The sequence below is a fragment of the Sphingobacterium sp. Lzh-3 genome (assembly GCF_046764375.1).
GTDB lineage: Bacteria > Bacteroidota > Bacteroidia > Sphingobacteriales > Sphingobacteriaceae > Sphingobacterium.
Genome location: NZ_CP177226.1, coordinates 5,355,808 through 5,375,966, shown reverse-complemented (window position 1 = coordinate 5,375,966; position 20,159 = coordinate 5,355,808). Strand labels below are relative to the sequence as shown.

At 39.1% G+C, this 20,159-nt stretch carries 13 protein-coding genes; 10 read left to right on the top strand and 3 right to left on the bottom strand.

What is annotated here, in order from left to right; translation table 11 throughout:
• The first annotated feature begins 2 nt into the window (after positions 1-2).
• Positions 3-2,327 (top strand): TonB-dependent receptor plug domain-containing protein, encoded by a 2,325-nt coding sequence (locus ACLCDV_RS22720; RefSeq protein WP_411972287.1) that lies wholly within the window; start codon positions 3-5, stop codon positions 2,325-2,327.
• 99 nt (positions 2,328-2,426) lie between these two features.
• Here the strand turns inward: ACLCDV_RS22720 and pth are convergent, their stop codons facing one another.
• The 3 genes from pth to ACLCDV_RS22705 all read right to left on the bottom strand — a co-directional run bounded on the left by pth (position 2,427) and on the right by ACLCDV_RS22705 (position 5,147).
• Positions 2,427-2,990: an aminoacyl-tRNA hydrolase gene (gene pth / locus ACLCDV_RS22715; protein WP_075994222.1), complete on the bottom strand. Its 564-nt coding sequence runs from the start codon at positions 2,988-2,990 to the stop codon at positions 2,427-2,429.
• 81 nt (positions 2,991-3,071) lie between these two features.
• Positions 3,072-3,668, bottom strand: a complete 597-nt coding sequence (locus ACLCDV_RS22710) for a 50S ribosomal protein L25/general stress protein Ctc (RefSeq protein ID WP_075994221.1) — start codon at positions 3,666-3,668, stop codon at positions 3,072-3,074.
• Between the two features lie 522 nt (positions 3,669-4,190).
• Entirely contained in the window at positions 4,191-5,147 is a 957-nt protein-coding gene (locus ACLCDV_RS22705) for a ribose-phosphate pyrophosphokinase (protein WP_046672755.1), read from the bottom strand.
• A gap of 802 nt (positions 5,148-5,949) precedes the next feature.
• On the opposite strand from ACLCDV_RS22705, the gene ACLCDV_RS22700 reads away from it, so the two are divergent.
• The 9 genes from ACLCDV_RS22700 (at position 5,950) to ACLCDV_RS22660 (ending at position 20,159) form a co-directional block, all read left to right on the top strand.
• A complete protein-coding gene (locus ACLCDV_RS22700; protein WP_317669513.1) occupies positions 5,950-8,964 on the top strand; it encodes a DUF2723 domain-containing protein in 3,015 nt (1,004 codons plus the stop codon).
• Between the two features lie 148 nt (positions 8,965-9,112).
• Entirely contained in the window at positions 9,113-10,513 is a 1,401-nt protein-coding gene (locus ACLCDV_RS22695; protein ID WP_286851282.1) for an APC family permease, read from the top strand.
• A 246-nt stretch (positions 10,514-10,759) separates the two neighbouring features.
• On the top strand, positions 10,760-11,323 hold the full coding sequence (gene pyrR / locus ACLCDV_RS22690; RefSeq protein ID WP_317669515.1) for a bifunctional pyr operon transcriptional regulator/uracil phosphoribosyltransferase PyrR: 564 nt from the start codon (positions 10,760-10,762) through the stop codon (positions 11,321-11,323).
• Between the two features lie 96 nt (positions 11,324-11,419).
• On the top strand, positions 11,420-12,358 hold the full coding sequence (locus ACLCDV_RS22685) for an aspartate carbamoyltransferase catalytic subunit (RefSeq protein ID WP_075994218.1): 939 nt from the start codon (positions 11,420-11,422) through the stop codon (positions 12,356-12,358).
• A 381-nt stretch (positions 12,359-12,739) separates the two neighbouring features.
• Positions 12,740-15,778, top strand: coding sequence for a tetratricopeptide repeat protein (locus tag ACLCDV_RS22680; RefSeq protein ID WP_317669517.1), 3,039 nt, complete (start codon positions 12,740-12,742; stop codon positions 15,776-15,778).
• Positions 15,779-15,784: 6 nt separating this feature from the next.
• Positions 15,785-17,527 carry a hypothetical protein gene (locus tag ACLCDV_RS22675; protein ID WP_411972286.1) on the top strand — a complete coding sequence of 581 codons (1,743 nt, stop codon included), beginning with the start codon at positions 15,785-15,787 and terminating at the stop codon, positions 17,525-17,527.
• A 40-nt stretch (positions 17,528-17,567) separates the two neighbouring features.
• A complete protein-coding gene (locus tag ACLCDV_RS22670; protein ID WP_411972285.1) occupies positions 17,568-19,016 on the top strand; it encodes a hypothetical protein in 1,449 nt (482 codons plus the stop codon).
• Positions 19,017-19,041: 25 nt separating this feature from the next.
• Positions 19,042-19,749 carry a MotA/TolQ/ExbB proton channel family protein gene (locus ACLCDV_RS22665; RefSeq protein ID WP_046672749.1) on the top strand — a complete coding sequence of 236 codons (708 nt, stop codon included), beginning with the start codon at positions 19,042-19,044 and terminating at the stop codon, positions 19,747-19,749.
• Positions 19,749-20,159, top strand: a complete 411-nt coding sequence (locus ACLCDV_RS22660) for an ExbD/TolR family protein (RefSeq protein WP_046672748.1) — start codon at positions 19,749-19,751, stop codon at positions 20,157-20,159. The genes ACLCDV_RS22665 and ACLCDV_RS22660 overlap by 1 nt, the downstream gene beginning before the upstream one ends.

Below are 20,159 nucleotides of genomic sequence, written 5' to 3'. Positions count from 1 at the left end.
ACATGGAAAGCTTACTGACCTATATTATTCAAGTCAACCTGCTCTTGGGGATTATCTATCTGGGATATATTGGACTATTGAAAGGGCTGACGTTCTATATGCTAAATCGAGTTTACTTTTTGGCAGGAGGGCTATTTGCTTTTATATATCCATTTCTGGATTTAAAGTCTTTGTTCGTGCAGCGCGGGCTGAATATGGGGGCGGTAGGCGAGCAGATTTCGCTTTATATTACTGAGCCGGAAGTGCAGCAACAACTGACCTTGGGAAGGTTGGTGGAAATTGTGTTTATGGTTGGTGCGATTGTATTGTTATTGAAGTTTGTATTTCAATTATTGAGTTTATTACGGATTCATCTGAATTCAAAGTCCGATCAATGGCGGACGTATCTATTTCGGAATGTGCTTATTCCTATTGTTCCATTTTCGTTTTTGAATAAAATCTATGTCAATAAAGGACAGCATGCTGATGCTGAACTTAAAGATATTTTTAAGCATGAGGATATTCATGTGAAAGGCCTTCACAGTCTGGATATTTTATTGTTTGAAATGATATTGGTGTGTTGTTGGTACAATCCTTTCGTCTGGTTCATGCGCAGAGCCATTCGCCAAAATTTGGAGTTCTTGACTGATCAACAGGTTCTCGATAAAGGAATTGACAAGCAGACGTACCAATACAGCCTATTGAATGTGTCCAAAAAGGGCACTTCAGTAGGATTGAGCAATCAATTTAATTTTAAACTTTTAAAACGTCGAATTATGATGATGAACAAGAAGCGATCATCGAAAATAGAACTGGGTAAATACGCCTTTCTTTTACCTGTATTTTTATTGACGGGAGCAGCATTTACGGTAAGTAAAGCGGAGGGAAGCATAGAAGGGGTAGTTGAGAAAGTAAATGAGACAGTATTACCTATTCAGTTACCAACAGTTGATTTACGATCTCAGACAGATCAATCAAATATGAAAACTACTGTATTGGCGGATACTTTGGCTAAAGCAAATCAAGTGGAGACGAGAGATTTTAAGGAAATCAAGAGATCTGCTATTGATTTTTCTAAAAATCAAAAGTATTTTGTGGATAATAAATTGGTCTCTAAGGCTGAATTTTTGGCTATTCCTGAAGGAAAACTGGCGAAGTACTGGTTTTCGAATGACAGTGATATGATCAAGTATCGGACGAAGTCTTCAATTGATATTTCTGGCGGAGCAATTTTGGCCAATACTGTTGAAATGCAACAACATTCGGATATAGCACAAAAAAAATTACGCTGTGTTATGAATGGTATTGTGCAGGAAAAAACTTTTACTGTGGATGATATCGATCCGAATGCTATAGCGTCAGTCTCGGTATTACAAGGTAAGGCTGCTATTGATAAGTATGGTGAAGATGTTGGGAAAGATGGTATCCTTGAAGTGAATTTGAAGGAAGGAGCTCATATTGGTAAAGATATGACCAAACTCAAAGGTCTTACGATTGGGGTGACGTATCGTGATGATCTGCTAACGAATGATAAGTCAACTGATGTGGTGTACGTTATTGATGGCAAAAGGGTAGATCAAAAAATGGTGAAGGAGCTGGCCCTGACGCCGGATGGAATCGCGACACTATCGGTGTGGAAGGATGCTGAAGCGATTAAGAAATATGGTGAAGATGCTAAGAATGGTGTTTTAGTTATTACGACAAAAAAATGGGCTCGTGAGAATCCGGATAAGGTGAATAATAAGTTTCGTTTCATAGGGCAGGAAAATAAAAAAGGGGATGATGTCGTTACCGTCGTTGGCTATAAGAGAGACAACAGTGTGGATGATAAGATTAGTTCGACGATTGGTTCTAAGAAAAACGAAGGACAGGGTGAAAAAGTTGTTGCCGTGGTTGGTTATAAGAAAAGTGAGACATTGGATGACGCGAAACAAATTACTTTGATGGATAAATCAGAAACGGCTAATCTTGAAGCAAAAACAATTGGTCTCTTAGCGAACAAACAGGCAAGTCAGTCGATCGGAACAGATTTTCCATCGGTCAGAATACGTGGTTACGATGGAAAAGTCAAGCCATTAATTGTGGTTGATGGGGCTGTTAAGAAGGAGGCCAGTTTGCAAAGACTTGATTCGAAAGATATTGAATCTATAGAGATTTTGAAAAATGCAAGTGCGACTGCATTGTATGGGAGTGCAGGCAAAGACGGTGTCATTATCGTTACGACCCGAATGAAAGCAAGCGAGCAGAAAAACGATGTGCAGGCGAATGGAAAATTAAAAGAGAAGATAAGCGGAGCGATTAAGATGGATATAGAAAAAGAAAAGATCAGGGTAGAAAGCAGTAATTAATGTGAAATTCTCTGATTTATAAAAAAAAGACCGATTATCGGTCTTTTTTTATAAATCAGTATCAATACACAGTACGTCAGTCTGCTTTAGTGACTTCTACTATTTTGTGTTTAAATTAGTCATCGTCAGCTCGATGCCGATATTGACAAAACTTTGGATCATTTTAACGGAATGGTCAATTAAAGCCGGTAGTTCAGCTTGTTCTTCTTTGTCAAAAGGGCCCAGTACATAATCTACTTGTCTACCTTTTGGGTAATTGTCTCCGATGCCGAAACGTAAGCGCGGATAAACCTGTCCGCCACAAAGCTGCTCAATGGATTTAAGTCCGTTATGACCGGCGCTGCTTCCTTTGGGTTTCATCCGTAGCGAACCAAACGGAATGGCCAGATCATCCACAATCACCAATACATTCTGAATAGGAACTTTACATTGTTGCATGTAGTAATTAACAGCCTTGCCACTTAAGTTCATGTAGGTCGTAGGTTTAATCACAGTGACATTGTGCCCCCTTTGCTTAAATTCGCTATAATAGGCCAACTTGAGCAAGGAGAAACTGGCACCAGCCTGTTTAACAAGCTCGTCGGCAACCATAAACCCTATATTATGTCGTGTATCGGCATATTCACTGCCAATGTTGCCCAATCCAACGATAAGATAATTCATGCTGCAAAAATAAAAATTTTAATAAACAAAAAAGCACCGAAATTCGGTGCTTTCTGTAGTATTTTAAGAATCTTGTTCAGATTATTTTTTACCACCTTTAGATGCTTTCGCTGCTTCTTGTTCAGCTTGACGCAATGCACGAGACATGATTACTGATACGATTGTATCATCAGCATTGTTTAATACTTTTGCGTTTTCCAATTGAATTTGACCTACACGAACTGATTTACCAACTTCTAAAGATTCCATTGGTACAGCAATTTCTTGTGGTAGGTTTGCAGGTAATGCTTTTACGCGTAAATTACGTAATTTTTGAACTAATTTACCCCCCATTTTAACACCTGGAGAAGTTCCTGTTAATTTGATAGGAATATTCAATGATACTTCTTTATCATCAAATAATTCTAAAAAGTCAACGTGCGTAACTAAGTCAGTTAATGGGTGGAATTGTGCGTCTTGAACGATAGCTCTTTTAGTTTGACCTTCAATGTTTAATTCAACAATGATTACGTCTGCAGTGTAAAGAACTGGTTTCAAATCAGCTGCGGATACAGAAAGAGCTGTTTGCTCTGTACCACCGTAAAGTACTGCTGGTACTAAACCTTGGTAACGCAATTCTTTTGCATCTCTTTTCCCTACGTTCTGTCTTACAGAACCGCTAATAGCAATTGATTTCATCTTTTAATTTTTTATAAATTTGAGGTGCAAAGATAATCTAATTTCTGATATTATCAAAAAAAATACGGCCGCTATTAGTTCGGAAACAGGCACTTATTCTATGTTTTCGATTTTTCCATGTTCGTGACTATGCCTAGACACGGCTACTTGTTTACCCGAAAGCATGACTTAATTGATGCCACTTCCATCTTTAAAAGGGAAATAAAACTCTTTTAACTCGGGTATAACAAGGGGTTAACTGGGGTAGACCCCTGCTATACCCCTGTTAACCCCCTGTTACCCCCCTGTAAATCCCCTGTTATTATCGAATTTGACAGCAGTCAATTGCTAACCTATATACTCAATAAAAATGCCCATCCGTCTATGGTTAAAAGATAAGAACCAAGCGAAAGAGTGTTTTTAAATGTTTGTTGTTTTTTGGGAGAAGGTGGGGTGGTGGCGCAATACAAAAAAAAGACCCTGGCCGTTGAGCTAAATGCTTTCTGTACCAGGGTCCAATATCTAGGATGTAAAACTCAAAGATTATTCTACTTCAAATAAATCAGAGATTGAAGAGTGTTGATTTACACTTGTGATTGCTTTTGCAAATAAATCAGCTGTTGATAATACTTTGATTTTGGTCGATTGTTTTGCTTTTTCTGGATCTAATTGAATGGTATCGGTTACGATCATTTCTGACAAGACCGAGTTTTCAATTGTTTCATATGCCTTGCCTGACAACACAGCATGTGTACAAACAGCTCTTACAGATTTTGCACCATTTTCCATAATCAGTGCTGCTGCTTTTGAAAGTGTACCAGCAGTATCGCAGATATCATCGATCAAAACTACGTCCTGACCTGTTACGTCACCGATGATAGACATCGATTCGATTTCGTTTGCACGTTTACGACGTTTGTCACAGATAATAACTTCTGCATTGAAAAATTTAGCAAATGTACGTGCTCTATATGAACCACCCATATCTGGTGAAGCAATCGTTAGATTTGGAAGTTTTAACGATTTGATATAAGGAACAAATATGATAGAGCCATCTAAATGGTCAACAGGGATATCGAAAAAACCTTGGATTTGTGCTGCGTGCAGGTCCATCGTCATGATGCGGTGGATACCAGCTGCAGTCAACAGATTGGCGATCATTTTTGCGCCAATTGCAACTCTTGGTTTGTCTTTTCGATCTTGTCTTGCGAAACCGAAATAAGGGACTACCGCTGTGATATAATGCGCTGAAGCTCTCTTCGCTGCATCTGTCATCAATAATAATTCAAAAAGATTGTCGGTAGGTTGGTTGGTAGATTGGATAATGAATACATCGCTTCCGCGAACTGACTCATTGTAGAAAGGTTGAATTTCACCGTCGCTAAAACGTGACAATGTTTTGTCTCCTAGTGGTTTCCCGTAAGATTGTGCGATTTTTTCGGCCAGTTCTGTAGTGCCAGAACCTGCAAATAATTTAACCGTGTTGAATTGCAAAGGCATGGTTTTGTATATTTATGTTGGGTTATTGTATTGTCGTTTATTCAATATTTTTATTCCCTTACTATTTTTTAAAGTTAAACATTAAAAAAAATGGATTGTTTTCACAATCCATATACTCTTAACTTTAAAAGTTGTCCGACCTGGATTCGAACCAAGACAAACAGAACCAAAAACTGTCGTACTACCCTTATACTATCGGACAATGTCTCTAAAAAGTCAACGTTACCGTCTTTTTCTTTTTGACGACGCAAAGATAGAGATTTGTTTTAAAAATCAAAATGCAAATTTAAAAAAATCTTAACCCTTTTATAAATAATAAGCCTTGCATATAACGCAGAAAAGGCTTGCATCTGCAAGCCTTTTCTATTGTTTGTTGTCCGACCTGGATTCGAACCAAGACAAACAGAACCAAAAACTGTCGTACTACCCTTATACTATCGGACAAACAATTCAAAAGTGATTGCTATCGTGATGATGTCGTTCACATTTGATGATGCAAATATACGGACTATTCTTATTTCTGCAAATAAAAATGTGTTGTAAAGTGTATTGGGGCTGATTTTCAAAGAAATAATTTTTGTTTTGATTTGAAAAAGATATGCGCGCTAAGCTTTTTTTCGAGATGTTGGCCCACAAAAGTACATGCGTGCTTTTGGAAATGCTTTCCTTTCAGCCAATATTGGATCGCATAATGAAATTTTTTCAATTAATATGTGTTAAAAAATCAGAATAAAGTTCATTTCTTATTAACTTATCCTTATTTTCGAGCCGTATTAATAATACTTTTTACAGTTATCATTTTATGAACTATACTAAAATCAACAATCTTTTAGGATGGATATGTGCGCTAATAGCAACTGTAGCGTATGTCATGACTGCCGAACGATCGACGAGTTGGTGGGACTGTGGCGAGTTTATCGCTTCGGCCTTTAAACTTCAAATTGTGCACCAGCCGGGAGCACCTTTATTCTTAATGATTCAAAATATATTCTCAAACCTTGCTGGTGGAGATGTTACACGAATTGCTTTCTGGATGAACGTAGGATCGGCGGTATGTAGTGGTCTGACCATTTTGTTTTTATTTTGGACAATTACCGCTTTAGCAAAGAAAATCGTTGTAAAAGGTGTTGATGGATCATATACATCCACCGATTTAATCAAAATATTCGGCTCGGGCGCTGTTGGTGCACTGGCTTATGCTTTTACGGATACTTTTTGGTTCTCAGCAGTAGAGTCCGAAGTATATGCCATGTCTTCTTTATGTACAGCCGTCGTATTTTGGGGTATTCTAAAATGGGAAAATCATGCCGATGAAGCTGGTTCGGACCGCTGGTTGATCTTTATCGCCTATGTGATGGGGCTTTCTATCGGGGTACACTTACTGAACCTTCTGGTGATTCCGGCAATTGCTTTGGTCATTTATTTTAAACGTTCAAAAACTGTAACATCCTCGGGGGCGATCAAAGCTTTCTTAATTGGTGTCGTTGTTTTGGCGCTGATTTTATGGGGTATTATTCAATACACTGTTAAAGCCGCCGCATATTTTGATCTGTTCTTTGTGAATAGTTTGGGCATGGGCTTCGGTACCGGATTTAACCTTTTCATGATTTTAGCGGTAGCTCTTTTCGTATATGGGATCTGGTATTCGATCAAAAAGGTAAAACCCATGTTAAATCTGATCTTAATCAGTGCAGCATTTATCATTTTTGGATATAGTTCCTTTGCCATGATCATGGTGCGCGCCAAAGCGAATCCGACGTTAAATAACAGTGACCCAGATAATGCATTCTCTTTTGTGAGTTATCTTGGACGTGAGCAATATGCAAGTGAGCCACTTTTGAATGGACCTACATTTGATGCACAAGTGGTTGATGCCGAGCCTACATATACGTACAGAAAAGATAAGGACAAGTATACCAAAGTGGAGAACGGTATGGACTACAAATACGATAAAACGATGTTTTTTCCACGTGTTTACAGTTCAAGGGATCAAGGACATATCGAATACTATCGTGATTACTTAAAAATTCCGGAAGGCCAATCGCCGACTTTCGGTGATAACCTGAAGTTCTTTTTCAGTTATCAGATCGGACATATGTATGGCCGTTATTTCTTATGGAATTTTGCCGGTCGTCAAAATGACCAACAAGGGCAGGGCTCATTTACCGAAGGTAACTGGATTTCAGGTGCTAAACCTGTTGATCAGTTGCATGTTGGTGGACAGAATGCCATTCCAGATTCACTGAAAACTGATCCTTCAAACAATAAATATTATTTCTTGCCTTTGATCATTGGTTTAATCGGTGCATTCTGGCATTTTGGAAAGAGACAACGCGACGCAGGAATCGTGGGACTGTTGTTTTTCTTTACAGGATTAGCAATTGTACTCTACCTAAATCAAAGCCCACTTCAACCACGTGAACGCGACTATGCGTATGCAGGTTCTTTTTATGCCTTCGCCATCTGGATCGGGCTCGGTGTTTTCGCCATTGCGGATTATCTGAGTAAAAAAGTGGATGGTAAAATTGCCGCCGGTGCTGCTACAGTAGCCTGCCTATTGGGCGCTCCAGTATTGTTGGGCTTCCAAAACTGGGATGATCACGATCGTTCGGAGAAAACAACTGCCCGTGATCTTGCTAAAAACTATTTGGCGTCATGTGCACCCAATGCGATTTTATTTACTTATGGAGATAATGATACCTATCCTTTATGGTATGTTCAGGAAGTCGAAAATTATCGTCCGGATGTACGTGTCGTAAACTTAAGTTTGTTGAGTTCGGACTGGTATATGCGCCAGATGAAACAAAAAGTGAATCAGGCAGATGGTTTACCGATCAATATCGATGATGAAAAGTTCAAGAAAGGTGTTCGCGAAGTGCTTTATTATCAGGATATGAAGGTTCCAGGACATGTGGATCTGGATTTGATTATGCAGATTTTATTGTCCGATGACCAGAAGAACAAATTGGAGTTGAGAGGTGGTAAGTTTGAAAACTTCCTACCAACCAAAAACTTTAGCCTTCCGGTGAATAAAGAATCTGTTCTGAAAAATAATGTCGTCCCTAAAGCTTGGCAAGAATCTATTGTTGATACCATGAGCTGGACCTACAATAGAAATTATATCTCTAGAGCTGAATTATCTATCTTAAACGTATTATTGAATAACGATTGGAAACGTCCAATTTATTTTGCGGCAACAGTTCCAAATGATAACTACCTTGGTTTGGATAAATATTTAGTACAAGAGGGCTTCGCGCTGCGCTTGATGCCGATTGCAACTCCTGCCGGGGCAGAAGGTACATTGGTTGATACACAGTCTGCTTATAAAGACATTACTACGAAATACCAATGGGGTAATATGGCACATGCTTCTTACCTGGATCCTGAATCTTACCGCATGATTACCATGATTACAAATACAGTAATGGGCGGTACAGCGACACAGTTGATGATGGAAGGTCATAAGGATGAGGCGCGTAAAGTCGCTGTTGAAACCTATGAAAAAATGCCGAAGCGTGTTTATTTGATGCGCGATATTTTAGGCTATATTCCAATTGTCAACGTGTTGTATGAAACTGGTGAAACGAAGCGTGCAAATGAAATCGTAAACCGTAACCTGAAGTTTATGACCCAAAATATGCGTTGGTATCAGGATATTGCACAAACAAAACCTGAGCTGGAATATTCAAATATAGGTACAGCATTACGTGCTTTGGGTGCCTATAAGAGTATCTTGGCCTCTACCTCGGAAAAACAATTGCTACAGCAAGTGACCGATTTAGAAAAATCGTATAAACAACAGTATGGTGTTGAGTAACAATTAGAGACATCATTTTAACCGAAGGAGCTGCCCTTTACTACAGGTATTCGAAAGGAAAAACACTTTTTGATGCGATGTAGGAAAGGGCGGCTTTTTTTTGATTATTTTTTCTTAGCTTAACGCCATATAAAACCAACCTTAAGTTATGATGAAACGTCAATTAAAATTGTGGGATGCAGTGATGCTGGTCATGGGGTCGATGATCGGAAGCGGTATTTTTATTGTATCGAGTGATATGATGCGGCAGCTTGGATCCGGATATTGGTTGGCGATCGTTTGGTTATTGACCGCATTAGCAACTGTTGCGGCGGCAATCTGCTATGGCGAATTGTCGTCTATGTATCCGAAGGCTGGGGGACAATATACCTATCTGACAGAAATATTTGGGAAGCCAATTGGCTTTTTATACGGCTGGAGTTTATTTACAGTCATTCAAACGGGAACGATAGCAGCTGTAGCTGTCGCCTTTGGTAAGTTTACAGCCTACCTTATTCCGCAGTTAAATGATGCTGCACCGCTATTTCAGCGTGGAGAGTTTAAGATTACCTGGATACAGATTGTCGCTATGGGTGTTATTATCCTCCTCACCTTTATTAATACAAGAGGGATCAAGAGTGGAAAAGCTGTTCAATCTTTCTTTACTTCAGCAAAAATCATTGCGCTGGTTTTATTGATTTTGGGTGGTCTGTTCTTGATTAAGGAAAATCACTTTTCAGAAAATATGGCTTATGGCTGGGATTCTTTTCAAAATTTAAAAGGTGCTGGCTGGTCTCAGATCTCGGGGGGCGTACTGATGGGGGCTTTAGCTGCTGCGATGGTGGGTTCGGTATTTAGTAGTGTGGCCTGGGAGAATGTAACGTTTGTTTCCGGAGAGATTGTCAATCCACAGCGTAATGTTGTTCGGGCATTGGTTATCGGAACAAGCTTGGTGATGTTGCTCTATATAAGTTGTAATTACATTTACCTGGCGGCATTAAATCGAGAGGAAATTGCTTTTGCGGCAAATGATCGTGTTGCCATAGCGGCGGCTGAAAAAATATTAGGCCATAGTGGTACAATAGCGATGGCGATTTTGGTCATGATCTCGACCTTTGGTTGCGTTAACGGGCTCGCACTATCAGGTGCGCGAGTTTTTCAGACTATGGCAAAAGATGGATTGTTTCTGAAACAAGCGATTCCCAATAACAAATATGATGTGCCGGCACGATCGTTATGGCTTCAGGGGATCTGGGCGTCATTGCTTTGTCTAAGTGGGCAATATGGCAATTTACTGGATATGATATCTTTTGTTATTGTTATATTTTATATGATTACAGTGCTAGGGGTTATTATTCAGCGTGTACGAAGACCCGATTTGGAACGTTCCTATAAGACATTTCTATTTCCTGTCACTCCGATCTTGTACCTGTTGATAGGTACCGTATTTTGTGTATTATTAATTATCTATAAGCCACAATATACCTGGCCAGGCTTTATACTTGTATTAATCGGTGTACCGGTGTATTTTTTTGCACGGAATAATAAACGTGCCGAGCTAGATGAATAGTCTTTACCTATAGCATTTCGATGTTATGGAATTTGCTGTAAATGGTTAGCAATGCGTATTGTATATAACTTCAAAATCTGTTAATGTACTAGAATAATTGGTTTGTAAATTTCCCTGAAAGGAAGATATTCTTTGTTTAAATCACTTTTTGTTATTGTGCCAGTTGGATGCAAATATTGAAATTAATTGCCCTTCATGGCTTCGTTTTTGTTAAAAAAAGTGTAGCTTTGCTCAAACATTCCCATAATGAAACAGTCGATTTTATTAGACGGACCAAAATTTCAAATCACAATTCAAAGACTATGTCGTCAATTGATTGAGAATCACGGTGATTTTTCAAATGCTGTCGTCATAGGTATTCAACCCCGAGGAACTTTTTTAGCGAGACGTATCGTCAAAGAGCTTGAACAAATGATCGGAAAGGAGATTTTAGTTGGCGATTTGGATATTACCTTTTATCGCGATGACTTCCGTACGAAAGGGAATACTGGTCCACTCTTAGCAAATAGCACAAATATCAATTTTATTGTAGAAGGTAAAGAGGTCATCTTTATAGATGATGTCTTATGGACAGGACGTACTATTCGTGCGGCAATGGATGCTGTACAGGCATTTGGCCGTGCAAGAAGAATAGAGTTGCTTGTTTTGGTCGATCGCCGCTTCTCTAGACAGATCCCTATTCAGCCTGATTATATCGGAATACAGGTAGATTCTATTGATTCACAAAAAGTAATTGTTAACTGGAAAGAATCAGAGGATCAGGATAGTATTATCTTGATTACAGAAAAGAAGACGTCAGCTAGCGATTAATAGCGGTGTCATGACGTTACTGAAGGTTATTGTTGACCTTTGGAAACAGGCACTTTCAATAAAAAATGATTAGTAAATATTTGAATATACTATAAAATGTCATCTGTAGCAGAACAATTAAGTACCCGCCATTTATTGGGGATCAAAGATCTAAATGAGAACGATATCCAATTGATCCTGGATACAGCAAGTAATTTCAAAGAGGTATTAAATAGGCCAATCAAAAAGGTTCCGTCGTTAAGGGATATTACGATTGCCAACGTGTTTTTTGAAAATTCAACACGGACACGTCTATCCTTTGAACTTGCTGAAAAGAGACTTTCTGCGGATATCGTGAATTTTGCGGCTTCCTCCTCTTCGGTAAGTAAGGGGGAGACACTCATCGATACGGTGAACAATATTCTTGCAATGAAGGTTGATATGATTGTGATGAGACATCCATACGCGGGAGCTGGGGTATTTCTAAGTAAACATGTTGATGCACAAATTGTCAATGCAGGTGACGGAGCACATGAACACCCTACACAAGCTTTACTTGATTCATTTTCGATCCGTGAACGCTATGGTGATGTAGCTGGTCGTAAAATAGCTATCGTTGGGGATATTACACATTCACGCGTTGCCTTGTCGAATATCTTATGTCTTCAAAAGCAAGGTGCAGAAGTGATGGTTTGTGGTCCAACCACATTAATTCCTAAACATATTACATCGTTGGGTGTAAAAGTGGAGCATGATTTGCGGAAAGCGTTGAACTGGTGTGATGTTGCAAATATGTTACGGATTCAATTGGAGCGTCAGGATATTGCCTATTTCCCTTCCTTAAGAGAATATTCCATGCTATATGGATTGAATAAAGAGATTTTGGATTCTTTAGAGAAGCCAATCACAATTATGCACCCCGGACCAATCAATCGGGGGGTCGAAATCACATCGGATGTCGCGGATAGCGAACATTCAATTATTTTGGATCAGGTTGAAAATGGTGTTGCTGTGCGCATGGCTGTCTTGTATCTATTAGCAGGGCAACGCGGATAGTCTAAATTGGTTTTAACGTGCGTTAATGTACGTGTGAGACTAAATAGCACTGTTTTCTAATGCAACTAAAGTATGCCTGACTTTATTTTTTGTCGGGCATATTTTTTGTGCAAAATTTCCGTTATAATACAGGATTATTCACAGATGTTAATAACTTTTGTGTAAAATAGCTCAATTAAAGTATAATTTAGTAAAATGAATAAAACTATCTCCCTGAGAAGTGGAGGTTTGAATTGATTTTCAATAAATTTGGGGCTATCTTAAAGCCTTTAATGGCAGAGAGGCTTTCGATAAGTTTGCTTTGAAATGCGAATTTATCACGGTTTGGAGGGAGATTCATTTACATTTGCAGATAAATAACATATTAAGGTTTCACATATTATGTATAAGAAGATTTACCAGGTGGGAGTTGCATTAACCGTTATGGCGACGCCAGCATTAGCGCAACAGACAGAATGGCAACAAATCAACAAGGCGTACAAAACAGGGATGGAATTGTATGAACGCGGAAAATTTAGTTCTGCTTCAGCCCAATTTGACCGTGTTGAAGCTTTGCGGACAAAATCCAACTTGCAATTGGACGAAACAGAGGAACTGTCTTTGTTGAAAGAGAACGTACGGTATTATCAAGCGGTTTGCGCACTGGAATTGGGCGAATCCGATGCCGAAAACCGTTTTCTGAAATACATTAAAGATTTCCCTGTCAGTGCAAATGCTAAAGCGGCTTATTTTCAAATCGGTAAATCCTATTATGCTAAAAAAGATTATGTTAAGGCCTTAGAGTGGTTTAACAAGATCGATAGCAAAAATTTAGCAGGTAAAGAAAATGTAGAATATCGCTTTAAATATGGATATGCTTCCTTTATGACAAAGGATTATAAAACGGCGAAACCATTATTTGAAGGATTGAAAGATCAGAAAACTGAATTTCAGGAAGCTTCAATCTATTATTACGCGTATCTTTCTTACTTAGACGCCGAGTACAAAACGGCGTTGAATGAATTTGAGCGCCTAAATGGATCGAAACAATTCGAAAATAGTTACCCTTATTATATTACTGCTTTGTATTTCCTGGATAAACGCTACGACGATGTATTGGATTATGCGTTGCCAATTTTGTCGCGAACAAAACAAGAAAATGAAACAGAGATGTTCCGTATTATCGCGGCAACATACTTTATCAAAGGTGATTTAAAAACATCCAAAGAGTATTACGATAAATTCCAGGCACAGGACCAAGGTAAAACACAGAATAATCAGGATAGCTACCAAATCGGTTACATCGCTTACAAGTTGAAAGATTACGACAAAGCGATCACTGAATTGGAAAAAATGACCGATCCAGACGCATATTATCAATCTGCGATGATTACCCTAGGGGATGCTTTCTTGAAGAAAGGCAATAAGCAATCTGCGCGTAACGCATTTTTCCGTGCTTCGAAATTGGATTTTGATCCAGCAATGCAAGAAGAAGGCTTATTCAACTATGCTAAACTTTCATATGAATTGGAATTCCACCAAGTGGCTTTGGCTTCGACACAAGAATACCTAAAAACGTACCCAAAATCGAAACGCTTAGAGGAAGCAAAAACTTTGCTTGCTGAAGTATTGTTGAGTACAAAAAACTACCGTGAGGCAGTTGATATTTTGGAATCTATTCCTAAACGTGGAAAAGAAGCAAACGCTGCTTATCAAAAGGTAACCTACTACAGAGGTTTGGAGTATTATAACGAGCGTGCTTTTGAAAATGCAATTTCCCTATTCATGCGCTCTGAAGAGTTTCGTTATGACGAGGAAATTTACGCTTTAGCCACCTATTGGAAAGCGGAAGCAATGTACGAAGTGCGTAAATACGGTGAAGCGGTTACAAATTTCAATAAATTCTTACGCTTGCCGGGAGCTAGCAAAACGGATGTGTATGGGTATGCCAATTACGCGTTAGCCTATGCGGCTTTCCGTAATGGTAATTACAGCACGGCGGCCAATTACTTCGAGCGTTTCTTAGCGTCTGGTGGTTCGAAAGGAATAGAAATGAATACACGTAATGATGCAATTGCACGTTTAGGCGATTCTTATTTCTCTTCGAAAAACTACGGCAGAGCATTAACAGAATACAATAAGTTGATCTCTTCTAAAGCGCCTAGTCAGGATTACGCGTTATTCCAGCGCGGTATTATTCAAGGATTACAAGGGGATAACAACGGTAAAATTTCAACATTGAATGCTGTTATTGCGCAATTCCCAAGTTCTAATTATGCGGATGATATTGCGTTTGAGATTCCTTACACACGTTTCTTGATGGGGGAAAGCGATCAGGCAATTGCTGGCCTTCAAACAATGGTTGAAAAATACCCGCGCAGCAGTTATGTGCCACGCGCGTTGGTAACGATTGGTCTGGTTCAGTATAATCAAGATAACAATGATGCTGCATTGGCAACCTTCCAACGTGTAGTTGACCAGTATGCATCAACAGATGAAGCAAGACAGGCCATGCGGTCAATTGAGAACATCTATTTGGATAAAGGCGATGCAACGGGGTATATTAAATATGCTACAGGGACAAATTTAGGTGACGTTTCGAAATCTGAACAAGATTCTCGTTCATTCTCGACTGCGACGACTTTATTCTCCAGAGGTAATTACCAAGGGGCGGTGGAAGCTGTAAATGCGTATTTCGATAAATTCCCGAAACCAAATCAAGAGAAATATGCGCGTTTTGTTCGTGCTGAAAGTAACGCAGCTTTGGGCAATACAGAAGATGCACTACATGATTACAATATTATCTTGAATGACTGGACGTCTCCTTATACAGAACGCACGTTGATTTCGGTGTCAAATTTATATTTGAAACAAAAGAAATATAACGAAGCGACACAGTTGTTGAAAAAATTGGAGCTTACCTCTGAATACAAGGCTAACTATGGTTTCGCAATAAATAACCTAATGGTTTCTTACTTCCAAATTGGAGATTATAAAGAAGCATTAAATTACACTAACGCTGTTAAGAACTACGAAAAATCTTCTGAAGAAGAGATTGCAAATGCCTTCTTATATGCCGGTAAATGCTATGTGAAGCAGAACAAGAAAGCTGAGGCAATGAAAGAATTCAGTTTAGCTGCATTGAAGAGCCGTACGGTATATGGTGCCGAAGCAAAATACAATGTTGCGGTATTACAATTGGAAAATAAACAATACGATGCGTGTATCAAAACAGCAATGGATCTATCCGATAATTTCTCTTCGTACGAATATTGGGTGGCGAAAAGCTTTATTACCATGGCTGATGCTTATGCAGGCAAGGGAGATTCTTTCCAGGCGAAAGCTACACTTGAATCGATTGTGGATAACTATGATGCGAAAGACGATATTTTGCCAGCAGCGAAAGAACGTCTAAATAAATTGAACAACAAAAAGAAATAGGATACAATGAAGAAGTTGCAAAATAGAAACGTGAAGAAATATACTTTAGCAGCGCTTTTGATGGGCGTGGGATTGAATTCTTTTGCACAGGAAACAGGCAAGAAGAATGATCCTGAGAAACCGGTCACTATCGATTCTTTTGATGTTGTTCGTGATTATAAGCCAATTCTTGCGGATGCTGTGAAAATCCGCCGCAGTCCGGATATGACCAATAAAAGGGAATACCAGCCCAAATTGTCCTACAACAATATTTTGGACAAGAAATTGGATATCAATACCGGTTTGAAACAATTGAATGTTCAGGAGATTCCTTTTGCACAACCTTTTGAACATAGTAGCAACTATGTCAAATTTGGCATCGGTAACTATAACAGTATATTGGGCGAAGCTTATTTGGCTTCTGAACAGTTTGAAAATACACGATTTGGTTTATTTGCAAAGCATTTGAGCCAAAAGGGTAATATTGACGGACAGAAGTTCAGTACACAAGATATAGGTATCTTTGGTCGTCGTGTATTGGATGCGGTAACCGTTAAAGGTACCATCGGATACAATCGTTATGGCACAAACTTCTATGGTCAGACTTTTGATCAATCGGGAACAACCTTGTTGAATACGACTCCGGATAAACAGACCTTTACAGATATCTATTTGAATGGAGAGCTGTCAAGTAATGTGGATCAAAAAAATGAGCAGGCCTTAAGCTATTCCGCAAAAGTTGATGGTTATTTGTTTAAAGACGCTTATAAAGCCAAAGAAAATTCCATCGCATTATCCGGTTATTTGAATAAACGCCTAAGTGCATTCAATGTTGGTGCGAATTTGAGCGTGACAATGAATAATGTGAAAGATAGTGCTGAAGTAAAAAATCATTTGGCGGTCATCAATCCATATATTCGTTTTAAGGGCGACAACTATAACGTAACCTTGGGTGCGAATTTAACTTCTGAATTTGGCGATAGCTCAAGATTCAATATTTTCCCATCCGTAGAAGCTGATTTTGCTTTGGCGCCTGAATATATCTCTTTGTTTGCCGGAATCAATGGCGGAGTGAAGCAAGCTTCTTTCCGTAGTTTCGCTAAAGAAAATCCGTATTTGGCTCCTAATGCTAAAATGATAAACTCGATTGAGAAAATGAATGTTTACGCGGGTTTAAAAGGAAATGCTGGCGCAACATTTGGTTATAAAGTAAAGGTATTCTACAAGCAGATTGAGGGATTGCCTTTATTTAAAAACAGTGCATTTGGCGATAGTCAAAATGGCTATGTTCCTTGGGCTTTTGATGTCGTTTATGACGGCGTGATCAATAAAGCTAAACATATGGGATTGGAAGGAGAAATCAATGTACGTCTTTCACAACTGGTTAATCTGGGCGGAAAAGTATATATAGACGATTATAAATTGAGTGATGAGGAAGAAGCTTGGGGATTGCCAAAATTCCGTATGCAGGCTAATGCACGCTTCAATATCTCCGATAAATTTTTCGTAGATGCTGAACTTTCCACACAAGGCAATACCTATGCGTATATTTATGACTATAATGCAGATGGCAGTCGTATTGCCAACAGTGGACATAAGGCAACAATAGCGTCGTTTGCTGATCTTAATGCAGGCGCAGAATACAGAATCAAAAAACAATTTGGTATTTTCGTCAAAGCAAATAACATTTTTGGAAAAGAATACGAACGTTATATGTATTACCCAAGATTGGGCTTTAATGTAATTGGTGGTCTTAATTATTCGTTTTAACGAATTAAGATTATAAATTTGCATCTTAAAATAGTGCGCGATGAATCTAGGCAAAAACATCAATAGTTTATTAAAACGTTATGCGGAAGTATACGTGCCCGGAATAGGTGTGTTCAAACGAATTCATTCTCCGGCTCAGTTCGATAAACAGAATAATGTGTTTTTGCCCCCGATTTCCTACGTCGAACTGGACTATTCTGCTCAACACGGATTTAATATTGTTCATTATATCCAACAACAGGAAAATTTAGGCCTCAATCAGGCACAGCAGATTTTATCGGAAGCTGTTGATAACCTAAGAGCTGATTTAGGTCAGTTTGGACAGGCTAAACTTGATGATCTTGGCTTATTAATTAGTTATGGTACAAGTTTAGTATTCAAACCCCTAGATCTATCGGGATTCGACTTCCAGCCGGTTACAAATCTTGTTGCACCAGAGATTGAAACAGTCGTTTCTTCTTTGGAAGAAACCAAAGAAGAAGAACTTACGACCTTAGCGGTTGAAGAAGACCCTGTTGTAGAAGAAGATCCTGTAGTGGAAGCTAATGATAAGGTGGAGCTTGTGGAAGAGTCTATGCCGGATACGGTGGATCAAGATGAAACGATCGAGGTTGAAGAGGTCAAAGAAGAAACTGAAACAGCACAGGAACCGGTCGTGGTAACGGATCCAGCAGCGGATGAGCTTTCGCAGGAGACAGCACCAACAAACGATCGTACTGATCTTGAAGCTGAAGAATCGTCGTTAGCGCAAAAGGAAACTGAAGAGTTTGAACCTGTGGATACAACTGTGATAGCTGATAGCAATCATTCGGTTACTCCAGAGGAAGAAATCGCTGCAAAAAAAGAAATCGGTGCTATTGCGTCGGCTAACGCTAATTCAACATACGCGCCAAATATCTATGAGGAAGAGCCGCGTAATTCAAATGCGATTTGGTATTGGATGACTGGAATTATTGTGCTGGCAATGGTTGCTGTTGCGGTCGTTTACACCAATCCTGCGTTGAAGGATTCGTTATTTGGGTCGGCCAAACCTGTTGTAAAAGCAGCAGATACACTTGTTCAAAAACAGCCGATCATGCCTGCTGATACCTTGTCCAATACAATGCAAGCAGATAGTTTAAAGCAAGTCGATTCATTGGCTAAAACTGGTGTGAAAGATTCTGTTAAAAAGACAACAACTGTACCTGCGACCAATGCGGCAGCAAAACCTCCGGTTTTGGAAGCAAATCCTGTGATCAAAGAGTCTATTCCTGTTGCACAACCCAGATATCAATTGGTAATAGGTTCTGCAAAGACAATGGCACAAGCAGAGCAGGAAGCCAAGCGTCTTCGGGAAATGGGCTATAAAACAGCACGAGCTGTAGAGGGAAAGTTCAAAAGAAATAGAAAGAAAATCATCTTAAACACCTACATGACAAAATCGGAGGCAGACCTCGCTAAGAAATCTGTAGAGAAAAAGATTGAAGGTGCTTGGGTAGAAACATTATAGAAACTATATAAAACTATTAATAATTATGTCATTAGTACAAGATACAGCACGGGCTGCTGTGGATTCGTTTAATCAAGCTGCACAACAACCATTACCTGCTGCTGCGCCTACAGAAAACATGAGTTTGATCGATATGATGATCAAAGGGGGATGGATCATGGTTCCAATCCTATTGTTGTTCTTTATTGGATTGGTTATCTTTTTTGAGCGTTATTTGACTATTCGTCGTGCCGCAAAATATGATAACAGCTTAATGTCGCAAGTAAAGGCAAATGTTTTGTCCGGAAATTTGGATTCGGCATTAGCTGTAGTTCGTTCAAGTAACTCCGCTTTGGGACGTATGTTGCAAAAAGGCTTATTGCGTGTCGGCAGACCGATCAAAGATATTGAAGGAGCGATCGAAAACGTGGGTAAATTGGAAGTTGCCAAGTTAGAAAAGAACATCAATATTTTGGGTATTATTGCTGGTATTGCCCCGATGCTTGGTTTCGTAGGTACGATCTTTGGAGTAATTAAGATTTTCCACGACGTCGAATTAGCTGGTGGTATTGATATCGCTTCTGTATCTGGTGGTCTATATGTAAAAATGGTGTCTTCTGCATCAGGTCTTGCGGTGGGTATCTTAGCTTATTTGGGCTACCATATCCTAAATATGATGGTGGAGCGATTGATTTTACGTATGGAAACGGATGCAGTAGAATTTATTGATTTATTGGATGAACCCGGAAGATAATGAACTTACGAAGTAGAAAAAATAAACCATCTGCGGAAGTACATACTTCAGCGCTGAATGATATCATGTTTTTCCTGATGTTGTTCTTCCTGTTGGCTTCTGCAGTTTCTAATCCGCAAGTGGTGAAGCTATTGTTGCCAAAGTCAAGTGCGGGAGAACAATCTGTTGCTAAAAAGACCGTCACGGTATCGATTACAAAAGATTTGGGCTATTTTATTGACAAAACTCCAGTTCCCATTGAAGGATTGGAAGCAGCAATTCAATCGCAAATGGCTGCGGGTGAGGAAGTGACAATTATGCTCTATGTCGATAATACGGTTCCCATTCAAAATGTTATTTCTGTAATGGATGTCGCTAATCGATTGAAGATTAAAGTGGTATTGGCAACAGAACCAAAAAAAGATAAATAG